Source organism: Carboxylicivirga sp. (assembly GCF_982718395.1).
The window spans coordinates 26,296-46,007 of sequence record NZ_CEXQWX010000031.1 but is presented as its reverse complement, the minus strand read 5'-3'; the positions used below and the strand labels follow the sequence as shown (position 1 = coordinate 46,007).

The 19,712-nt window shown below is 36.4% G+C and carries 19 protein-coding genes; 3 read left to right on the top strand and 16 right to left on the bottom strand.

Features of this window, described 5'->3' with window-relative positions; genetic code table 11:
• Nucleotides 1-191, bottom strand: a 191-nt coding sequence (locus tag AC4MRQ_RS08205) for a hypothetical protein (RefSeq protein ID WP_491197179.1), incomplete at its 3' end; no start/stop codon positions are given.
• A 405-nt stretch (nucleotides 192-596) separates the two neighbouring features.
• Here AC4MRQ_RS08205 and AC4MRQ_RS08200 point away from each other — a divergent pair.
• Entirely contained in the window at nucleotides 597-1,217 is a 621-nt protein-coding gene (locus tag AC4MRQ_RS08200; RefSeq protein ID WP_491197178.1) for a plastocyanin/azurin family copper-binding protein, read from the top strand.
• Between the two features lie 64 nt (nucleotides 1,218-1,281).
• Here AC4MRQ_RS08200 and AC4MRQ_RS08195 read toward each other — a convergent pair whose 3' ends face one another.
• From AC4MRQ_RS08195 to AC4MRQ_RS08140, 12 genes are all read right to left on the bottom strand, one after another.
• The gene (locus AC4MRQ_RS08195) at nucleotides 1,282-2,199 is read right to left on the bottom strand and encodes a helix-turn-helix domain-containing protein (protein WP_491197177.1); all 918 of its coding nucleotides are present in this window, start codon (nucleotides 2,197-2,199) and stop codon (nucleotides 1,282-1,284) included.
• A gap of 95 nt (nucleotides 2,200-2,294) precedes the next feature.
• Complete coding sequence (locus AC4MRQ_RS08190; RefSeq protein ID WP_491197176.1) at nucleotides 2,295-3,113, bottom strand: SDR family oxidoreductase; 819 nt, start codon at nucleotides 3,111-3,113, stop codon at nucleotides 2,295-2,297.
• Between the two features lie 11 nt (nucleotides 3,114-3,124).
• Nucleotides 3,125-4,051, bottom strand: a complete 927-nt coding sequence (locus AC4MRQ_RS08185) for an alpha/beta hydrolase family protein (protein ID WP_491197175.1) — start codon at nucleotides 4,049-4,051, stop codon at nucleotides 3,125-3,127.
• Between the two features lie 128 nt (nucleotides 4,052-4,179).
• Entirely contained in the window at nucleotides 4,180-5,097 is a 918-nt protein-coding gene (locus AC4MRQ_RS08180) for a helix-turn-helix domain-containing protein (RefSeq protein ID WP_491197174.1), read from the bottom strand.
• 93 nt (nucleotides 5,098-5,190) lie between these two features.
• Nucleotides 5,191-6,075, bottom strand: coding sequence for an SDR family oxidoreductase (locus AC4MRQ_RS08175; RefSeq protein ID WP_491197173.1), 885 nt, complete (start codon nucleotides 6,073-6,075; stop codon nucleotides 5,191-5,193).
• Nucleotides 6,076-6,231: 156 nt separating this feature from the next.
• Complete coding sequence (locus AC4MRQ_RS08170; RefSeq protein WP_491197172.1) at nucleotides 6,232-7,155, bottom strand: helix-turn-helix domain-containing protein; 924 nt, start codon at nucleotides 7,153-7,155, stop codon at nucleotides 6,232-6,234.
• A gap of 107 nt (nucleotides 7,156-7,262) precedes the next feature.
• Nucleotides 7,263-8,291 (bottom strand): aldo/keto reductase, encoded by a 1,029-nt coding sequence (locus AC4MRQ_RS08165; protein WP_491197171.1) that lies wholly within the window; start codon nucleotides 8,289-8,291, stop codon nucleotides 7,263-7,265.
• An 11-nt stretch (nucleotides 8,292-8,302) separates the two neighbouring features.
• Nucleotides 8,303-8,536 carry a hypothetical protein gene (locus AC4MRQ_RS08160; protein ID WP_491197170.1) on the bottom strand — a complete coding sequence of 78 codons (234 nt, stop codon included), beginning with the start codon at nucleotides 8,534-8,536 and terminating at the stop codon, nucleotides 8,303-8,305.
• Nucleotides 8,537-8,559: 23 nt separating this feature from the next.
• Nucleotides 8,560-9,084: a hypothetical protein gene (locus AC4MRQ_RS08155; protein ID WP_491197169.1), complete on the bottom strand. Its 525-nt coding sequence runs from the start codon at nucleotides 9,082-9,084 to the stop codon at nucleotides 8,560-8,562.
• Nucleotides 9,085-9,311: 227 nt separating this feature from the next.
• Nucleotides 9,312-10,235 carry a helix-turn-helix domain-containing protein gene (locus AC4MRQ_RS08150; RefSeq protein ID WP_491197168.1) on the bottom strand — a complete coding sequence of 308 codons (924 nt, stop codon included), beginning with the start codon at nucleotides 10,233-10,235 and terminating at the stop codon, nucleotides 9,312-9,314.
• Between the two features lie 11 nt (nucleotides 10,236-10,246).
• On the bottom strand, nucleotides 10,247-10,936 hold the full coding sequence (locus tag AC4MRQ_RS08145) for a nitroreductase family protein (protein WP_491197167.1): 690 nt from the start codon (nucleotides 10,934-10,936) through the stop codon (nucleotides 10,247-10,249).
• Nucleotides 10,937-11,116: 180 nt separating this feature from the next.
• Nucleotides 11,117-12,058 carry an alpha/beta hydrolase gene (locus AC4MRQ_RS08140; RefSeq protein ID WP_491197166.1) on the bottom strand — a complete coding sequence of 314 codons (942 nt, stop codon included), beginning with the start codon at nucleotides 12,056-12,058 and terminating at the stop codon, nucleotides 11,117-11,119.
• 420 nt (nucleotides 12,059-12,478) lie between these two features.
• On the opposite strand from AC4MRQ_RS08140, the gene AC4MRQ_RS08135 reads away from it, so the two are divergent.
• Entirely contained in the window at nucleotides 12,479-12,856 is a 378-nt protein-coding gene (locus AC4MRQ_RS08135) for a nuclear transport factor 2 family protein (RefSeq protein WP_491197165.1), read from the top strand.
• Nucleotides 12,857-13,497: 641 nt separating this feature from the next.
• Entirely contained in the window at nucleotides 13,498-13,971 is a 474-nt protein-coding gene (locus AC4MRQ_RS08130; protein ID WP_491197164.1) for a hypothetical protein, read from the top strand.
• An 821-nt stretch (nucleotides 13,972-14,792) separates the two neighbouring features.
• Here the strand turns inward: AC4MRQ_RS08130 and AC4MRQ_RS08125 are convergent.
• From AC4MRQ_RS08125 to AC4MRQ_RS08115, 3 genes are all read right to left on the bottom strand, one after another.
• Complete coding sequence (locus AC4MRQ_RS08125) at nucleotides 14,793-16,391, bottom strand: T9SS type A sorting domain-containing protein (protein ID WP_491197163.1); 1,599 nt, start codon at nucleotides 16,389-16,391, stop codon at nucleotides 14,793-14,795.
• Nucleotides 16,392-16,598: 207 nt separating this feature from the next.
• Nucleotides 16,599-18,917: a glycoside hydrolase family 3 N-terminal domain-containing protein gene (locus AC4MRQ_RS08120; protein WP_491197162.1), complete on the bottom strand. Its 2,319-nt coding sequence runs from the start codon at nucleotides 18,915-18,917 to the stop codon at nucleotides 16,599-16,601.
• A 119-nt stretch (nucleotides 18,918-19,036) separates the two neighbouring features.
• A complete protein-coding gene (locus tag AC4MRQ_RS08115; RefSeq protein WP_491197161.1) occupies nucleotides 19,037-19,696 on the bottom strand; it encodes a glycoside hydrolase family 78 protein in 660 nt (219 codons plus the stop codon).
• Between the last annotated feature and the right edge of the window lie 16 nt (nucleotides 19,697-19,712).

Below are 19,712 nucleotides of genomic sequence, written 5' to 3'. Positions count from 1 at the left end.
AACGCTTTATTCAAATTTGCCCTGTACACACTACCATTTAAATTAAAGTGTTCAGACCTGTTAGTTGCGGAATAATTTATTTCCGGTGAATACAAACTTTGTACTTTAATTTCCTTTAACTGGCCATAGCCATTATAAAAATTCAGTAACAGACCAATCACTATCGGCCATTTGGCTAAAACTTTCCCCATGCTCATTTGCCATTATTATCACAGATCATGCAATGTGTATATGCTGGTTAGCAATCAACTGTGAATTACATTTATTTCAGTGGTCTAAAATCAACATCACGACAGCAACTTGAAAAGAATTGTGAGAAACGGTATCATGTTAATGAGAAACAACCAGGAATTAACCAAGGAGACTCAGATACCTGATTTCAAACTACATTTAATTTTGAACCACAAATGGCACAGATAGACACAAATTATTTTTCAATGGAATATGCATTCAAAAAACCACTCCTATTCTAAGTAATAAGAAATTCATTAATGATTAACTGTAATCAATTAGTGGAAAAAACGTCACATTGACAAAAGTATCGGATATTAAGATATTTGCATCTTATTATATCACTAACATTAATAATATGAATCATGAATACACTTGCAAATAAACTCTGCTTAGTAACGATTTTTACAGCATTTTGCCTTGTAACTATCAATGCTCAAACAAATTGGAATGTGACCGTTAGCAATTTTTCATTTAGCCCGGCAGACCTTACAATAGATCAGGGAGATATTATTACATGGAATAATACTCTTGGAACACATAATGTTAATGGCACAACTGCAACATTTCCGAATAACCCAACTTCGTTTGGTAATGCTGTACAAGCTGCACCATGGGAGTATAGTTTTACTTTTGATATCGCCGGAGAGTACCGTTTTCAATGTAATCCACATTCTGCAAGTATGCAAGGTACGATTACAGTAAATGCTGCCACTTCTATTGTTAGCAGCGAAGAAAATGATAATATAAAAATATATCCATCGCCTTTTGAGGAATATGTATTTATTGAATTACCCGATACCAAGACCAAATCCTACGAGCAGATTCAGCTTTTTAACATGACCGGGCAAATGGTATATTCAAAGCAGATAACAAGTGATGATAAGTTTCAATTAGACTTGGGACATTTAGAACCTTCCATTTATTTCTACAGACTACAAGATTCAAATGGTTCCTTTGATACTGGTAAGATTATAAAAAAATGATAATTCGGTTTGACGTTAAATTCTGAGTTAGCTGAAATGGCATGATAGCAATTTTTAAATATGGTTAATTCAGTGGTGCTTTTTCAATGTATTCTCTCGGGCTCACTCCCGTTTTCTTTTTAAACACCTTACTGAAGTTCTGTGGTTGTTCAAAACCTAAGTCGTAAGCAATCTCACTTATAGATTGCCCTGAATTTAATAAAAGGTCTTTTGCCTTTTCAATCAGGTGGTAATGGATATGCTCGATGGCACTTTTACCTGTTTCCTGTTTTAGCAAATCGCCTAAGTAATTTGGTGAAAGGTTCAGTTTTTCAGCACAATACTTTACCGATGGAAGCCCATTGAGCTTTACTTGTTCTGAATCGAAATAATCAGAGATGAGTTTTTCAAACTGAGATACAATTCCTTTGTTGTGTTGACTGCGAGTGATAAATTGTCTGCCATAAAAGCGTTTACAGTAATTCAGTAATACTTCAATGTTTGATATAATCAAATCGTGACTGTGATTGTCGAGGTTGGCACTAAACTCCTCCTGAATGGTTTGAACAACTGTATATAAAGTATTCTTTTCCTTGTCTGATAAATGCAAAGCCTCATTCATATCGTAAGAGAAAAAGCTATAGCTCTTAATCTTATCATTTAGGAAACTGGAACGGATTAAATCGTGATGAAAGTACAAGCCCCAACCTTCAGCTGAGCCTGACTCTTCAATGCCGGAAGAAAAAGTAAGTTGTTCTGGTGACATACATAAAAGTGCAGCTTCGTTAAAGTCAATGTCTTTTCGACCGTATTTTACTTCACCTTGATTTAATTTTTTCAGCATAATGCAATAAAAGCCCAGGACAACTCTGGTAGTCTCGTTGCTTATTTGAAATTTAACTTTCGAAAAATTAATGAGCGAAATTAATGGATGCACTGGTTTTTTATAACCAAATATCTCGTGCAACTTACTTATTGAGTTTATTTTAATTACTTCTTTCATATATGCACTGTAAGCTTAGTAAAGTTAGGAATATTACCAGAAATCATCGGATAAATTATTATCAATTAATCCGATGATTTTTGTGGTTTTATCTATTACAATAAGCCCATTTGCGCAGCAATCATTTCCTTAAATTGCACATCGTCCATTTGACTGCGGGCAATAAGCAATTGAGCAGCATCGGCACCAACAGGGTATCTTAGCTGGCTGGTATTATCAGTGGCTGCTTCAAAGGTTTTATCAGCTACTTCTTGTGGATCTTGTCCTGCCTGAATCATAACTTCTGCCGCTTTTAGAAAAGCATCCAGCTTTGGTTTATATTCATTATCCTCTTCAATAGCCACCCAATCCATTGAGCGATTGGCAAAATCGGTATTGAATGCACCTGGCTCAATTAGTTTCAGATGTATACCAAATGGATTCAGCTCGTATTGAAGTGATTCTGTTAATCCTTCGACAGCAAACTTGGTTGCATGATACATGGATGTGTATGGGAAAGTCACCCTTCCGCCAATAGATGAATAGTTGATAATGATACCGTTTTTGTTGTTACGAAAATGTGGTAATACGGCCTTTGTAACATTAATCAATCCAAAATAATTAACCTCCATTTGCCTTCTGAATTGTTCTTCTTTCGCATCTTCCATAGGACCAAAAATTCCATATCCGGCATTGTTTATTAACACATCAATCTTACCAAAACGTTCCAAACCTTCTGTTACAGCTTTTGTAATAGACTCGTTATCAGTTACATCAAGTTGATTGACCAATACATTGTTTAATTGAATCAATTCTGTTTCCTTTTCGGGGCTTCGCATTGTTGCAATGACGTTCCACCCCTCTTGTTGAAACTTTTTTGCGGTTAGTTTTCCAAAACCTGTGCTTGCGCCTGTTATTAATACTGTTTTCTTCATATCATCAAATTTTACTTCATATACTTATCAAACCATTCTATCATCATTTCAGGATTTTCGCCAAAGTAGTTATAGCCCACAAAACGTTTTGTAGTTCCTTCAATCCAGAATAGTTTTTTATCATTACCCGGGATTAAATCATAAGTTGTTTGAACATCATCAGGAATTGTCCATACATCGTCTTTCACTTGAATAATAAAGGTTGGAACTTTTACATTCATGGCATAATTGTGAGGGGACATATCGCTGCTCTTAAATCCACCCAATTTGATTTGTTCTTCATCCAAAACATCTAAATAGTCTCCTAAGCCCATGTTCTTTAATGTTATCTGCGACATTATATGCATGGATGCAGGCTGTGGGCAAACAAATGCTTTCACATCTTCAAAATATTCAGGATGTTTTGTCATAGCAACCATGGCAGCATCACCTCCGGCACATGGATTAAATAAACCAACTTTCATCTTTTTTAGCTCATCATGGTTTTGCACATATTGCATTGCTCCAACAACATCCTGGTACTCTAATAAACCAACGCCACAAACATTATTGTCAGCTGATGCACTTTCTCCATGATTTCGCAAATCATAGGTTAACACGTTATAGCCAGCATCATGCAGTGCTTTATAAAGAGGTAGAAAGTTAACCCTAACATCACTAAACTGATTCCACGGCTCTAAATGTCCAGGAAACCCAGAACGATTAAACGTCATTGGATGGTTACAAATGATAAGCTTATCTGAGTTTTCAGAAGGAATATACCATGCTGCTAAAGTAGTACCATCCATTGAGGAAAAGGAAACATCTGAGAATTCCATATTATAATCAGATGGTTTTTCTAAAATTGGAGTAGGGTGGTCAACCTTTGTTAGGCCTTTGGCTAATCCCGCTATATTAGCCCTAATCTCTTGTTGTTCCTTTGTGCTTAAATTTTCCATTGTGATAGCTTTAATTTGTTTATCACAAAGGTATAAGGTGCAATATCCGCAAAACGTAGCCATTTTACGGTAAGGGATAGCCATTTTACAGGTAGGTACAAAAAAATCGGCGGAGTGCCGACATTAAACTAATTCAAGGTTGAACTTTCAATATACTCCTTTGGACTCATACCCACTTTCTTCTTAAACAGGCGCGAGAAATATTGAGGATATTCAAAGCCAAGATCGAAAGCAACCTCTGACACTCTACTATTAGAGTTGAGAAGCTTATTTTTTGCCAGCTCTATTATATGATAATGTATATGTTCCAATATGCTTTTATCCGTTCCTTTTCTAACTAAATCACTTAGGTAGTTTGGTGAAAAACTAAGTTTATCTGCAAAATACTGAACAGTGGGGATTCCTGATTTCTCTTGTAACCCTTTTTCAAAATATTCCTCCAATAAATCAGTAAACTGAGTAATGGTATTTCTACTAAACCGCTTACGGGTAATAAACTGTCGGTTGTAGAAACGCTTGGAATAATTCAATAACAATTCAATATTGCTTACTATTAGTTCTTCACTAAAGTCATCAAGGTTTGAATCCAACTCTATTTCAATTTTATAAATAATGGATTCAACCACCACTTTCTCTTTCTCAGAAATATGTAAGGCTTCGCACGATTGGTAGTTAAAAAAGCCATACTCTTTCATTTTTTTTTGAAGAGAAAAGGTGCGGATTAAATCTGCATGGAAGAAGAGCGACCATCCGGATGTAACTCCTTCGCTTTCCTCGAAACTGTAATCAACAATCTGTTCTGGTCCTATATAAATCAGAGAACCTTCTTGATAATCGTAGGTTTCACGCCCATATTTTATAAAGCCATTTTTATCGCCTTTCATTGAGATTTGATAAAAGTCACAAACAACCTTAAACAGTGGTATAGCTGTATTGAATGGAGTTTTAGAATAATCAATAATTGCAATTAAAGGATGTTTTGGAGGGGGCATCTCCAAAATCCGAAACATTTCAGTTAAAGTATTTATTTTTAGAAATTCTGTCATTGTTTGCAAATTACAAAGATTCAGTTAATTGATATATTTATCGTAATACTCAGCAAAAGAATCGAAAAGAAATTTGCTGTCTTCGCAACCTATTTATATTATACCTACATGTTGTTTTGATATTTCCCATACTTTATCAACCAGTAACTCTTTAAGTGCTTCAGAATTAGGATCTCTTTCTGCATCCTCAAATATGAATTTACCGGTAACGCCTTCAAATTCTTTTGATAGGGCTAATCGTAAAATTCTATCGCCACCTACTTCCGGTTTTGATGCAAAAAAGAACATGTAAGGAACTCCAATCAGGGCTGTCCAGCCACTATGATCGCGTAGCAGATTTGTTTTTATAAATCCAGGATTAAGCGCATTTACAGTAACTCCCGAACCCTTTAGTTCTTTTGCCATTTTTCGGGTACACATATTCATAGCCAGCTTTGCCTGTGAATAGGTCTTCAATAAACTCCATTTATGGACTGTCTGCAGATCATCGAAACGAATATGTCCATATTTTTCCATAGCCGAAGACAGGTTGATAATCCGTGCCGGTGCCGATTCTTTTACTCTTTCCAATAATAAGTTAGTCAGCAAAAAGGCCCCTAGGTGGTTAATAGCCCAATTCTTTTCATATCCTTCCTTCGTTACTTGCCTGGTGGCTACATTTATTCCGGCACAATTGATCAGGTAATTAATTTTAGAACATGTATCAAGAATGGTGTTGGCAGCTTTTCTAATACTTTCCTGCGAAGCCAAATCGCAATGTATATAGTGAGTATTTTCTTTTTTTGAAATAGCATTGAGTTCAGAAACAATTGCCTTTGTTTTTGCTTCGTTTCTTCCAAGTAACATAATGGTAGCACCCATTTTAGCCAATTTTGTAACAGCAACTTTGCCCATACCATCAGTACCACCAGTAAAAACTATTGTTTTTCCATTTAAATCTATACCCATAAAGGATTTTTGTCTGTCTGCCAGTTTCATTTTCGTATCATTTAAAATTGTAATACAAAGTTATGATGCAACAAGTCGGTGTGCTGTATACAAATTATCTGGAATTGTATAGATTTCTACGATGAAGCTTCTTTGAAAAAGTAAGGGACAAAAAGAGACTGTCTTCTAGGTTGAAAGTCAACCTCATTAATTCAGTGGTGCGTTTTCAATGTATTCTCTCGGGCTCACTCCCGTTTTCTTTTTAAACAGGCGCGAGAAGTATTGGGGATATTCAAAGCCCAACTTATATGCAGTTCCGGAGATGGAAGCATTGGGAGCTAGTAATAAGTTCTTAGCTTCTTCAATCAGGTAGAGGTTAATTTGATCAACTGCTGTTTTTCCTGTTTCAGCCTTTATGGTATCATTCATGTACTTGTAACTCACGCATAATTCCTTAGCCAACCAATCAACTGTAGGAATCCCTTTTTCTTCAAATTGATTGGAATCAAAATAAGCATCTAAAACATTCTTAAGCCTGGTTAATAAAGCTTTATTAATTTCTTGACGATTTAGAAACTGACGTTTGTAAAAACGATTGGCATACTTTAACAAGGCCTCTAAATGAGTTAAGATAATTTCTTTGCTAAACTCATCCTGATTATTGTGGTATTCTGTTTCAATATTTTTGAAAATTGATTTTATGGTTTGCTCCTCTTTCGGAGACAGATGTAAAGCTTCGTTAACGTTATAATTGAAGAAACTATAGTTCTTAATCTGCTTCCGAATTTCTAATCCACGAATAAAATCTTCATGAAAAGCAATAAACCAGGATTCCGAACTCACTACAATTTCTTTGGCTATAATGGTCTGATTAGGAGCGGTAAAAAGTAAGGTACCGATACTGCAATCGTACTTTGTTCGACCATAAATTAGCTCACCCGAAATGATATTCTTTAAACTGATGAAATAAAATTGGTTCGTATAGCTAACTTCTTCATTGGATGTAACACAATCCTCTATTTCATTAGCCTTTAACTCTTTATGTCCCACATAAAAAAGCGGATTCTCTGGTTCTGGTAAATTCTGAGACTGTGTAAATTCCGTAATATTTTTAAAGTTTAAATGAATCATCGATACAAAGCTTGAGTAAAACTACAAAAACATCCTTGGTTACTATTGCTATCTTTAGATAACAGCAACAAACCAAAGATGTTATCTTATACATATATATTAGATCACTACTCGTTTTTGAAGCGGCTAAACAAGCTCTCTCCACGTTGCATTGGAGGCATCAATTGAGGATACTCTGGTTTCAAAGCGCTGACTTCATCCAGTTGTTTTATCTCTTCATCACTTAATGCTATATCGGCAGCGGCCAGGTTGTCAATTAGTTGTTCTTCCTTTCGTGCTCCAATTATTATACTTGTAACACCTTGTTTGTGAAGCAACCATGCCAATGAAATTTGTGCCACGGAAGCATTTTTACTTTCTGCAATTTCTTTCAATTTATCCACAACATCAAAACCCTTCTCTTTATCAATTGGTGGAAAGTCAAAATTAGCTCGTCGCCCCGATGCTTCTCCCTGGCGAGTGTATTTCCCACTTAAAAATCCTCCGGCTAACGGACTCCATATCAATGTTCCCAATCCTAAATCCATAGAGGCAGGTATAATTTCTCTTTCCAATTCACGCCCTACCAGTGAATAATATGCCTGAACCGAGCAGAATTTTTCAGTGCCCAATAATTTCGCCAATCCGTCAGCTTTAGCTATCTGCCATGCACTGAAGTTGGAAAGTCCGATGTACCTCACCTTACCTTGACGAACCAGGTCATCCAATGCTTTTAATGTTTCTTCAAGTGGTGTTGTTGTATCAAAGCTATGAACCTGATATAGATCGATGTAATCGGTTCCTAAACGCTTCAAACTGGCTTCCACTTCTCGCATAATTGCCAGGCGACTTGTACCCAGATCATTTGGTCCGGTAGTTAAGGTACTATATACCTTGGTAGCAATCAATACATCTTTTCTTTTAGCACCTAACGCTTTGCCAAGCATAGTTTCCGATACGCCTGAACTATATACATTGGCTGTATCAAAAATGTTAATACCCGCATCCAATGCCAGGTTAACCATTTTAGTGGCCAGTTCCTGTCCCGTTGCTCCGATTAATCCTGCGTAAGCGCCACCTTCGTTATCAAAGGTCATGGTTCCAAGTGTCAACTCAGAAACATATAATCCTGTATTTCCTAAACTTTTGTACTTCATGACATTATTATTTATAGTTGAAATATTGCATCTGCTCCAAACTGTTCCTTAAGATCATCAATCGCTTTATTCGATTTTTCTTCACTTCTGTTAAGCATAACCACCTCTGCACCTTTGCTTAAAAGAATCTTAGTAGCTTCAAAGCCGGATCCTGCATTTGCTCTTGTTATCACGAAATTTTTATCACTTAAATTTCCTAATCTTTCGGGTGTCCACCCTTGTTTACCAAATTGATTATTATTCATTTAATTGTTCTTTTAGTTCATGTTTAATTACAATCCGGACCGTTAATTTCTCCCTTGTATTCTACTAATTGTTCTTTATAGGCTTCGTGTCGAGCGCTGGAATTGCTGTCTATCATTAGAATAATCGCCATCATGGCAATTGTTGTAATGCTGATTGCACGCCAAATTGGTTTGTCAATGAAAATGATTAACAACGCAAATACAGTAATAATCAGCGGTATAATTTTGAAAACGACGCCCTGGTATTCGTTCAAAGTTTTTTCGGCACGAACAATTTCTGATTCTACAAATGCTGAAGGATTACTATTGTATGTAGTTTCAAAGTCAGTAATTCTTGACTTATTGGTAAATAATAATCCAAGTCCTATAGTCAAAAGTAAGATGCCGGCCACTAAGGTCGGTAACGTAAATGCTTTAGCCACTTCAGTTTTTCCTAATTGCCAGAATCCTATGCTTGCCAAAACAAATAAGATTCCGAAAAGGATGAAAAATGTTGACGAGAAAACTTCGTCTTTTGCCCAATCGGTTGCCGTCTTTAAAATATCCATTGGCTATGTTTTTTAGAATTTGTAATTAATACCAGCAAGTTTCTCCGATAACTGCTATAACCTTCACACTTTGATGTTGACAAAATTATTAATACAAAGGTCGGTCAGTCAAGGTAGATATGACTTAAACTATTTTGTATTTGACGTATACAATTTTTCCAAGAGCAGTTTCTAGGCAGAAAAAGACTATAAACGGGTATAAAAAAACCGGCCTAAGCCGGTTTTAACTAATTTAATAAGCTGTTCTCAATATAAGACTTTGGGCTCATACCCACTTTCTTTTTAAACAAACGAGAAAAATACTGCGGATATTCAAAGCCCAATTTATAGGCTGTTTCTGAAATGCTTGCATTGGGATTCAGTAACAGATTTTTTGCTTCTTCAATCAAGTATAGATTAATTTGGTCAACAGCTGTTTTACCTGTTTCATTTTTAATGCTATCACTCATATAACGATGACTAACACCTAATTGACTGGCCAACCAATCCACTGTAGGGATACCTTCTTCTTCCAGTTTGTTTGAATCAAAGTAATTATTTAAAATTTCTTTGAAGCGTGTAAACATGGCCTTATTAATGATCTGACGGTTTATAAACTGACGCTTATAAAAACGGTCGGCGTATTTTAAAAGGGTTTCCAAATGAGAGATAATGATTTCCTTGCTGAACTCATCCTGGTTGTTGTGATACTCAGCATAAATATTCTCAAACACCGATTTCATCACCTTCTCTTCCCTGGGAGACAAATGCAAAGCTTCATTGACATTATAGTTGAAGTAGTTGTACTTTTTTATCCGGTCAAACAACTCGTGACCATTCAGATAATCTTTGTGGAAAGCAATGTGCCACGACTCTTTACTGATCACAATCCCTTTCATAATCATGGTTTGGTCAGGCGCCATAAATAACATCGACCCTTTATCGCAATCATATTGAGTGCGACCGTACAATATCTCACCCCGGATGATGTTCTTAAAACTTATGGAATAGAAATGGTTGTTTATTTTAACAGGCTCCGGGTCCTCTTCACAAGCGACACTATCAGCATCTGCAACTACTGTATGCAAAATACTAAACAAAGGATTCTCCGGTTCAGCCTCCTTAAAGTACTCATGCATTTGCCCAATTGTCTTAAAACTCAAATCCTTCATAACATTTTCATTTAATTGCTATAACCTACCAACTGGATAAGATACGCATTTCTGCTATCATCAAACAATAGTTTTTCGTCTACAAACTCTCTATTAAAACCACCAATCACCACTGCATTCATATTATTGCTGCAGGCATATAAATACACATTCTGTGTTGAATAAGCTGTTTGGTTGCCATAATAGAAATCCATTCCATGGGCTTCTTTCATGGCTTTTAACATGAAATCGGGAAACGAGTTATCGTCAATGGCATAAATAAACACTACAGGTGCTTGTTTTACCGTGTTTTGTTCTGATATCTGGTGACGAATATCTTGAGTGATAATTTGTTTTAAGGCATGCTCATCAGGCTGATAGTGGTAAACACCCGTTGACATGGCCACATAAATGCCGATATCGCCCAGCAAAGGAACCGTTCTGCCACCATTCTCCCGGTTGATCCCTCCTGCAGCCCATAACAAGTTACTCAGGTCTTGCTTTTTGATTTCTTGCTTAGCAAAACTGCGTGTTGACTTTCTGTTTTGTAATGCTTTCATCAATGTGACTTCACTGTTAAAATCCGGTGCATCCAGTTTAATTATGTCACCCACTTGAATAGAGGCTCCGCTTGTTGTATCAATTTCTCTGTGTTTACTTTGAGCATTCGTACATGCGTTAATTAGTCCCATTAATATAGCGATGGTTAATAATTGTTTCATTTCGATTCTTATAACTCCCATTTACAATTCGTTTTCTTTTCTGATAACTCCCACAGTTTTTGGGCCACACCTCTATCCAAAACATGCGGTGCCAGCTGACATTCATCAAACACTTTTTCACTCATAATTGTAATGCTTTAAGTTAGGTAGAGACCATTTTCTGATCTCTACCTTAATCAATTACTTATTGAAGAATTCCGCTACAGCATCTGTTGATACTTTTACAGCTTCCGGTTTGTAATAGAAATCAACATGGCTAAATTCACTCAAAGCAACAACCTCAGGGTTATTTGTAAGCTTCTCAATAAATCCAGTTGAACAAATAGCTGTAGAAGCAGTTGTTCCATAGATTACAATAGTAGGCTGTACAATCTTGTCGGCATAAGCTTCGCCTATAGAAAATAATGATTGCATTGCCTGGTCGCCAATGTGCATATTAGTGAAGTTCTTAACAGCTTTAGGTCCTCTAAAGCCATCTCTACCATAGTAATCATATGTTTCTCCGGCCATTGCCGGGTATGCTGCGGCTTCAACAAATTCTTCTCTTGATTGCTCATCGTTAAGGCCAAATGGAGCTACATAATCTGGCTCCCCAGTTTCATACTGCTTTTGCATGGAAGCATTTGCAGCAGCAATCTGTTGGTCTGTTATTTCTCTACCAAGCCACTGGAAATTATCTGCCGCCATCATGCCTGAAATAGTTGCAATTTTCTTAATTCTGTGGTCTGTAACTGCTGCTGAAGCAATAATTGAACCACCTTGACATACACCAAGGCCATAAATCTCTTCTACAAAAGGCAGTGTTCCTAAATAGGATACAGCATCCCATGTATTTTCAATAAGACGAAACATATACCTCGATTGTTTATGTTCTCCAGGAAGAGCTGGGGAATCTCCCATTCCTAAATAATCAAACCCTAAGAAAACGAATCCCCTATTAGCCATTTCTGGTCCGTAAGTTGCGGGAATTTGTTCCTTAACCTGTGGAAACGGACTCGCACTAACTATTGCTTTGTACTTTTTGTTTGGGTCAAAACCTTCAGGGAGGTATAAATTTCCAACTAATTCTACTCCAAATGATTTGAAAGTCACTTCGTTTGTTCCAGCTTTGAAATTTTCCATTGTATTACCTTTTAAGTGATTACTACTTTGAGCTGATAAATTTATCGAGGCTGCTATCAGCAACAGACCGAACATTGTTTTTACAGTTGTTTTCATTTCTATCAGTTGTTGAATTATTAACTGATACAAAGTTCGGTTATACGGGTTCTTATCACTTAAACATTTTGGTATACAGCTTATACATTTTTGCAACTAAGACAAAACAAACATCTCAATCAAAAACTGATGATGAACCTGATTCCAAAAATTAATACATTAAATATTCCTATAAGGTTCTAAACTGAACCTTACCAATAGCTTTGCTTACTATATATTCAGGATGAGATTAAACAAACTATCCTTTGAAAAAAAGGATTGAGTTTCCGTCCGAAAAATACTTAAGAATTGTCAAAGATATAGTAAACATTAAAAATCTGTATTATGACGAAATTAGCAAAAGATGTTGTAGCGGAGTTTATCCGATATACAAACGATCACAAGGATGTTGCAGGTGCCGTTAGCCTAATGGATGAGAACATCAAATTTATTGGACCGGCAATGCAATGTAACAATCGGGCAGAGTATGAGGAGCTCTTAAACAATTTCCTACACAGACATATTGGTTGGAAGCATCATCAGACCCTTGAACAAGGAAATGAAATTTGTTTGATTGAGGATATCTATCTCAAGGGGCCCAAAGGGGAAGAACTGACACTGGAACTGGCAGAATGGTTTAAAGTAGAAAATGGTAAAATTGTGTACCACAAAGTATTTTACGATCCTATCGAGTTTCTGAAAGTATTCAATACCCAATCTTAGAAACTGTTTAAATTTTGTTTTTGTGAAACATCGTTCAGCGGAGCTAATTATTTTGGAAGAATTAAGCTCTCAGACAAGGCAAAATAATGCGAATAGCATCGCTATTTAAAAAAATTTTGCAGTAGTATGAGGAATTAATTCACCAAAATAAACCGAAGGATAAAGCTTAAAACAGTTTCTTAATTAAAACAACAGATTCTTAATCCGACAGTGCACATCACTTAACTGTAAACACTGTCAATAAAGCAGAGGACGTTTGGCGTATTGCCGAACGTCCTTTCTTCTAATTTTTTTTATTAAAAGTCTATATTAGACTCAAGACCACTCACAGATTAACACTAATTATTTTTCTATCGAAATCCTCAATTTATAAAAATTTGAGTAATGTATATCATTCAATTATTTATTAATAATAGTCTCAATTACCCATGTCAGGCTAAATAACGTTAGGTGTGCAATAGTCGTAATAAACATATGTTTCATTAAACAATCTACACCATTCATCAAGAAAGGGATGATTGAATCAATCATATTGTTAATTTAACATTAAATAAAAAGCACGAATCACAACTGGCCTTGGGTCTGCAAACTTCCGGTCAATGTGGTTCGCGCTCATTGTAGAATTTCAAAGATAAGATAAAATGAAGAACATTCATGACGAAAGCATTCCAAGTGAAGTATTAGAACAAGTAAACACCAAAGTAACTGAGATTAACGACCTACTGACTCCTTATTTGACAACTTTAACGAAAGATCAACGGCGAACCATTCTAAAAATGGGCGAGAAAGCTCTGAGTTTTGTAACAAATTCAAATGATTTAAGCAAAGAGTATCCTGAACTTTTACCTTCATTTGTAACACAAGAAGAATTCGATATTGATGTGACGGATGCTACACAATTATTGCCTCTGGAAAACAACTTAACAGCGTTGGCAAGTCTGATAAATGATACGGCTATGCTGGCCGGTAGTGAGGCGTATAATAATGCCTTATTATTTTACAACAATGTGAAGCTTGCAGCTAAAAACAATATACCAGGAGCCAAAGAAGTGTATGATGAACTGAAAACACATTTTCCGCGTCGAAAACGTAAAACTGAAACTGAAGAAGTATAATCAATTAAATCCGGAAGCAGACCTCCGGATTTTTTATTTTCATTTTCAACATCTCTATTAAACCTTATTCAGGTCATTTTCATACTTACCAAACCTTAAACACTAACCTTATTAAGCTAATAGTAGACTTTTATTGGCATCATCTGTGAAGTAAAATGCTGACAAGCTTATGCCAGATTGCGTTAACATTTATCATAGCAAAGGTCAATTCTACCCTTAATGAAGGTCATTAATGATGCAAAGTTGCATCATTTTTAATGCGATTATAGCCCAAATCTGATCCAGACCTGGCAGCATTTCACTTTACTTCAGCATCTGACTTTATCCCATAATACAGTTCTATTAATGCCATTGCGCATTAATAACTACGTTCGAAAGCTTCAGTTTTGAGCTTACATAGGTTCGTTTTTGGAATTAAAACCGGACAAGATTGAAACAAAGTGTCAGGAAATTAAGCTTTGGCAACCTCATTGGCAAGCTTCAATAGGATAAAAGACGGACTTCAACAGGATGGATAACGACCTTCTTTAGCATCCATTACTTACTTAAATATGACCAAGATAGACCTTACATCTTATCTTTAATGAGTTGCGACAAAGTAATTAGTTATTTTTTGTCTCGCTTTGCATGGGTTTTGTGAAACTCAATTAAAATATATACTTATAATCTGCAATGAATCTTGTATCCAAATTAGGGATAGAATAATAAAAAGATAGGAGTAACCTTGAAAAGTTAACTCCTATCAATTTAAATCAAGTACAATCTTATGCTCAAATAATTAGGGGTTTTCTTCAAACTTATACGCTAAAGAAGAATAAAATTTACTTCTTAACTATTTTTGTTGTTGCACCATTGACATTTACAAAATATACACCCCTCGGTAGTTCTACTAAGTTAACTACACCGTTGGTAGCAGGAGCGTGCTTAACCAAACTACCAGCAGTATTGTATACATTAACTGAAGTATCACTTTTAAGACCTTTAATGTATAAAACATCAGTCACAGGGTTAGGATACATAAGAAGCTCTTCCAGGCTATTTTCTGATATATCAGTAGAAACAACTGTACCTAATTCTACCTGACCAAAAACAGACGGATTCCACCATCCATTATCTTCTGTTGCCATCCAGGCGTGTGTACCTTCTCTGCCTGTTGCATCATTATCTGTAGATGATACGTCCATGCCAATTAAAGCACCTTCTACAGCAGTATAGTTGTCATCTAAATATGTCCAGGGTAATGCTATTTCTATTAACCAACCTTCGGTAACATCCGCATGTGCACTCGTGCCTTTGCCATTATTATAATCGGCATCGTTCCAGATATAACGGATTTGTTTATCATTATCGTAATTGGTACCTCCTTCATTATCAATGTCAATAAGTAATTCTACGCAATCACGTTCGTAATCATTGCCTGTTGAGTTAACTAATGTTTGATCTGTTACCTCAACAAGTACATACAAGTTCGTTTCATCCCAAAGGGCTTTAAAAGAAGCTGAATGATCTGCTGCATCATCAAAACCACCATTAAAAACATTGTTCATATTTGTTGCCGCAACATTAGTCCACAGGCCATCAATAACACCATCAATTGTTGGAGCTGATGCTGTCTTACCAATTACTAAATTAGTATTGGCAACCTTATATTTAGCTGTATAAAAATCTTTATCAACTTCAATGTTCATAGCAATTCCTGTTTTATAGGAGTTGCCATCTACATTTAAGTTCCAGGTATGATTACCAATAGGTACATCGGCCTGTTTTCCTGTCCAGATGCCATTATCGTTCGTTAATGCTATATTATTGCCATCAAAATCAACCGACATAGAAGTGGAACTTAATTTGTCAGTTACCGAAAAAGTAACTTCTACCAGACCATCTGGTGCTATAACGCCCGGAACGGTGATTTCATCAAAATACCAATCTCCTTCCGTTCCATTACCGGCATTAAATATTATTTCGATTCGATTATAAGCATCGTTGGCAGGTGCAAGATCGGTAAAGTCGTAGGTTAACAATTCCCAATCACCACCTCCTGTATGTCTCTGGGTTCGAATTTCCTTATCACTTTGTCCCGAACCTTTTATTTTAAACAAAACCTCGCCTTCGGTGTCAGACTTAACTTTCATCGTAAAGGTATACGATGCTGTAAAATCGAATTTACCATCAATATCAAAACCAAATTCATCCCAATCACTGGAATTAGTATGCGCTAGTCCTGCTTTAGCACTCGTATTAATGCCATCGGTAGTGGGATTATCCACCACCGAATAGGATGCACCCCAATCCCAATAACTTACATCAGCAGGTGTTTTATCAGGTGATTCCCAATCAAACCACAAGATTTGTGCTTGTGTAGTAGCAACAAATGCTGTAAGACAACACAATAAAAGAATACTTCGAGTAATTTTTTTCATGATTTTCATTTTTAATTAGTAATTATATAAGGGTACTGCGTTACACGAACAATGCGTCTGATAATCATCAACATGATTGCATTATTCAAAAACAATTGACTTCTACTCAATAAAGAACGATAGGTCTACAATTTGGATTAATTGCGAGGTATTAAGATTTCAATGAGAGAATAGGCTAAAGCCTTTCTCTCATTGAAATTTTTAACTCTATCTAAATGCACTATCCCACTTACCAAAGCTTGAGGCACTAATCATTACTATCTTACTACCAACTTGTATTTTAAATTTTCCTTCCTCAAGAACCCACTCACCACCAAGGTTTACAAAGGCTAAATCTGAAGCTTTTACTTTAAGCTCTACAGTATTTGTTTCACCAGGCTGTAACTCAATTTTGTCAAAAGCTCTCAGGCGCCTGTTATCGGGTGTAATGGAAGCATACAGGTCAGATGAAAACAGTAGTACAGCCTCTTTACCTGCTCTTTTACCTGTGTTTGTGACATCAACAGAAAAAGTTAGGACATCAGAAGGCATAAAATCGGTTTTATCAACTGTTAAATTGCTATAGGCAAATGTTGTATAACTTAAACCATGCCCGAAACCAAATTGTAAATCCTGAACTGCTCCATAGTTGTATGCACCTTCCATTTCTGTCCGGTTCTCAGCCGGTTTATAATCGTAATTCATTAATGAATTAGGATGTTTAGGATAAGTATATGGCAGTTTACCCGACGGGTTAGTAATTCCGAATAAAACATCCGCTGTTACTTCCCCGCCAAATGTGCCAGGCAGATAGGTTTGAACAATGGCATCGGTAAGTGGTTCAATATCGGAGATCGTTCGAGGTCGTCCTGAATTAAGCACTAAAATAACAGGCTTACCCGTTTTGGCTAAGGCCTTAACAAGGTCTTGCTGGTTTTGCGAAATAGACAGGTCATTTAGATCTCCTGGTTTCTCTGTATATGTATTCTCTCCAACACAAGCTACAATAACATCCACATTTTTTGCAGCCTTTACTGCAGCTGCTATATCGGTCATTTCTTCCTTCCAGTAAGCATCCATTTTGTATGATACACCTGGGGCAAATACAACATTTTCGGCATGACGCTTTATGGATCTTAAGAAGGTATTTTTGTTGTCTATAAACTGCTCCACTTTTTCACCTTGCCACGATAGGGTCCATCCCCCTTGAAGCGTACGCATGGAGTTCGCATTAGGTCCTGTTACCAGGATGCGCTGTTTAGTTGAAAGAGGCAACAAGTTATTTTCATTTTTTAATAAGGTAATTGATTCTTCCGCTGTTTTTCGAGCATCCGCTTTATGCTCTTCACTTGCAAATTGATCATATTCGGTGTAATCAAATACAGGTTTCTCAAATAAACCTAATCGATACTTTAAACGTAAGATACGACGCACGGCATCATTAAGGCGCGATATCGGTACCTCCCCTTCATTAACCAATTCAATAAAATAGTCGGTATAATCTACATCATACGGAACCATTGCCATATCTATACCGGCATTAAAGGCTATTTTTATGGCCTCCTTATCGTCTTTGGCAATTCTGTCGCGCGCATACAAATTATTAATATCCTGCCAATCGGTTACTACAACACCATCAAAATTCAAGTCTTGTTTTAACATTTTAGTCATCAAATTATAACTGGCATGTACTGATTCACCATTGACAATACCAGAGTTAACCATAACCGTTAACGCACCGGCTTCAACAGCTCTTACAAATGGTTCGTAATGCTTTTCAATTAATTCTTGCAAAGGAATATTGGCAGGCGTTCTATCCTTACCATTTACAGGTGTGCCATAGCCCATATAGTGTTTTAGACAAGCTGCCACATGGTGTTTGTCAACAGCTTCTCTATCATCTCCCTGATAGCCTTTAATTACTTCTTGCCCCAACTCTGAAATTAAGTAAACATCCTCTCCAAATGTTTCCCAAATTCGGGGCCATGCAGCATTGCGACCTAAATCCAGTACCGGAGAAAAGTTCCATGGCAGGTTAGATGCCCTGGTTTCATAAGCCGTGTTTTTAGCCCCTTTGCGAACCAATTCCCTGTTAAAAGTAGCCGCCTGACCAATTTGCTGTGGTAAAAACGTTGCCTTTTGTGTGTAGGTGGTTCCGTGTATGGCATCAATACCATAAATAACAGGTATTCCTGTCGTCTCCATAGCCAATTTTTGAATACGACTTACCACACTGTGCCATTCTTTTAAAGATAATGGTGTATTGGATGCCGTATTAAGAATCGATCCTGTTTTACGATTGACTAAAACATCCTTTAGCATTACCTCATCTAACTTAAAAGGGAAATGACTCGAATATACGTTTTCTCCTTCTCCAATCACATCGAGAGTAAATTGTGCTGTTTGACCAACTTTTTCTTCAACTGTCATTTGAGCCAAAAGCTTCTCAATTTCTTTTTCGTAAGGTGAACAGCTTTTTTCTTGCCTGCAGGATACTAAAAAAACAGTTAGTGATATAACAGCAAGTATTATAAATGCGTTTTTCATTTTGTTGTAATTCTATGTGCATGAAAAGAAACCAAAATAATTTTCAGGTTCTTTTGACCATTATTTATAATCGTGATTTATTCAAGTTTCAATGATCAATTAAATGTTAGGTTGATGATTTAATCAATTATTATGGAGACGACCGCACTGCGCGATGTTTGCCCTCTGCTATCAATAGCTTCAACATACCAACTAAGATTGCCGGCAACTAAGTTTTCTGTAAATGATGTCTCTGATATTCCTTCTTGAAGTAAAGCGAAATCAGAATCTGATCCGTGCTTTACAAATAAATCGTAAGTGATTGTTCCTACTCCTTCTGTTGTCGCTTGCCAGCTAAAAGTAATATCACCAGCAGCCATATTATTCTTTGGTGCTATGATGACAGGTCTGGATGGAAGCACACCACTTTCTCCTTCTCCGGTTGTTGAAAATGAAGCTATTTGACTTTTTGTGCTTGAATTACCATCGTTAGCTTCAACTTGCCAATAATATTTTGTTGCGTTTTTAAGATTTTCGTTAGGTGTATAGCGTGAGTGTTGTGTATTTTCACTTACAATACTGAGGTTACCTTCTGAGGTGCCCATCCATAAGTTGTATGTAAGATCGTTATTTTCAGGATCACTTGCCTCCCATGATAAGGATGGTCTTAAAGTTTCGCAGGTTGCTCCATCAACAGGTGATACAATGGTTGGTTGATTGGGTGCCAAATTAGGATCTTCTGACTTACTACAAGCAAAGAGCACCAACATTATACTGAATATCATAAATTGTGTTCGCATAATTCTTTTTGTTTTA

What these genes read in the sequence shown, in the direction of transcription:
- AC4MRQ_RS08200 (WP_491197178.1), top strand. Translation starts at nt 597, where the DNA reads ATGAATACACTTGCAAATAAACTCTGCTTAGTAACGATTTTTACAGCA.
- AC4MRQ_RS08195 (WP_491197177.1), bottom strand. Translation starts at nt 2,199, where the DNA reads ATGAAAGAAGTAATTAAAATAAACTCAATAAGTAAGTTGCACGAGATA.
- AC4MRQ_RS08190 (WP_491197176.1), bottom strand. Translation starts at nt 3,113, where the DNA reads ATGAAGAAAACAGTATTAATAACAGGCGCAAGCACAGGTTTTGGAAAA.
- AC4MRQ_RS08185 (WP_491197175.1), bottom strand. Translation starts at nt 4,051, where the DNA reads ATGGAAAATTTAAGCACAAAGGAACAACAAGAGATTAGGGCTAATATA.
- AC4MRQ_RS08180 (WP_491197174.1), bottom strand. Translation starts at nt 5,097, where the DNA reads ATGACAGAATTTCTAAAAATAAATACTTTAACTGAAATGTTTCGGATT.
- AC4MRQ_RS08175 (WP_491197173.1), bottom strand. Translation starts at nt 6,075, where the DNA reads ATGAAACTGGCAGACAGACAAAAATCCTTTATGGGTATAGATTTAAAT.
- AC4MRQ_RS08170 (WP_491197172.1), bottom strand. Translation starts at nt 7,155, where the DNA reads ATGATTCATTTAAACTTTAAAAATATTACGGAATTTACACAGTCTCAG.
- AC4MRQ_RS08165 (WP_491197171.1), bottom strand. Translation starts at nt 8,291, where the DNA reads ATGAAGTACAAAAGTTTAGGAAATACAGGATTATATGTTTCTGAGTTG.
- AC4MRQ_RS08160 (WP_491197170.1), bottom strand. Translation starts at nt 8,536, where the DNA reads ATGAATAATAATCAATTTGGTAAACAAGGGTGGACACCCGAAAGATTA.
- AC4MRQ_RS08155 (WP_491197169.1), bottom strand. Translation starts at nt 9,084, where the DNA reads ATGGATATTTTAAAGACGGCAACCGATTGGGCAAAAGACGAAGTTTTC.
- AC4MRQ_RS08150 (WP_491197168.1), bottom strand. Translation starts at nt 10,235, where the DNA reads ATGAAGGATTTGAGTTTTAAGACAATTGGGCAAATGCATGAGTACTTT.
- AC4MRQ_RS08145 (WP_491197167.1), bottom strand. Translation starts at nt 10,936, where the DNA reads ATGAAACAATTATTAACCATCGCTATATTAATGGGACTAATTAACGCA.
- AC4MRQ_RS08140 (WP_491197166.1), bottom strand. Translation starts at nt 12,058, where the DNA reads ATGGAAAATTTCAAAGCTGGAACAAACGAAGTGACTTTCAAATCATTT.
- AC4MRQ_RS08135 (WP_491197165.1), top strand. Translation starts at nt 12,479, where the DNA reads ATGACGAAATTAGCAAAAGATGTTGTAGCGGAGTTTATCCGATATACA.
- AC4MRQ_RS08130 (WP_491197164.1), top strand. Translation starts at nt 13,498, where the DNA reads ATGAAGAACATTCATGACGAAAGCATTCCAAGTGAAGTATTAGAACAA.
- AC4MRQ_RS08125 (WP_491197163.1), bottom strand. Translation starts at nt 16,391, where the DNA reads ATGAAAAAAATTACTCGAAGTATTCTTTTATTGTGTTGTCTTACAGCA.
- AC4MRQ_RS08120 (WP_491197162.1), bottom strand. Translation starts at nt 18,917, where the DNA reads ATGAAAAACGCATTTATAATACTTGCTGTTATATCACTAACTGTTTTT.
- AC4MRQ_RS08115 (WP_491197161.1), bottom strand. Translation starts at nt 19,696, where the DNA reads ATGCGAACACAATTTATGATATTCAGTATAATGTTGGTGCTCTTTGCT.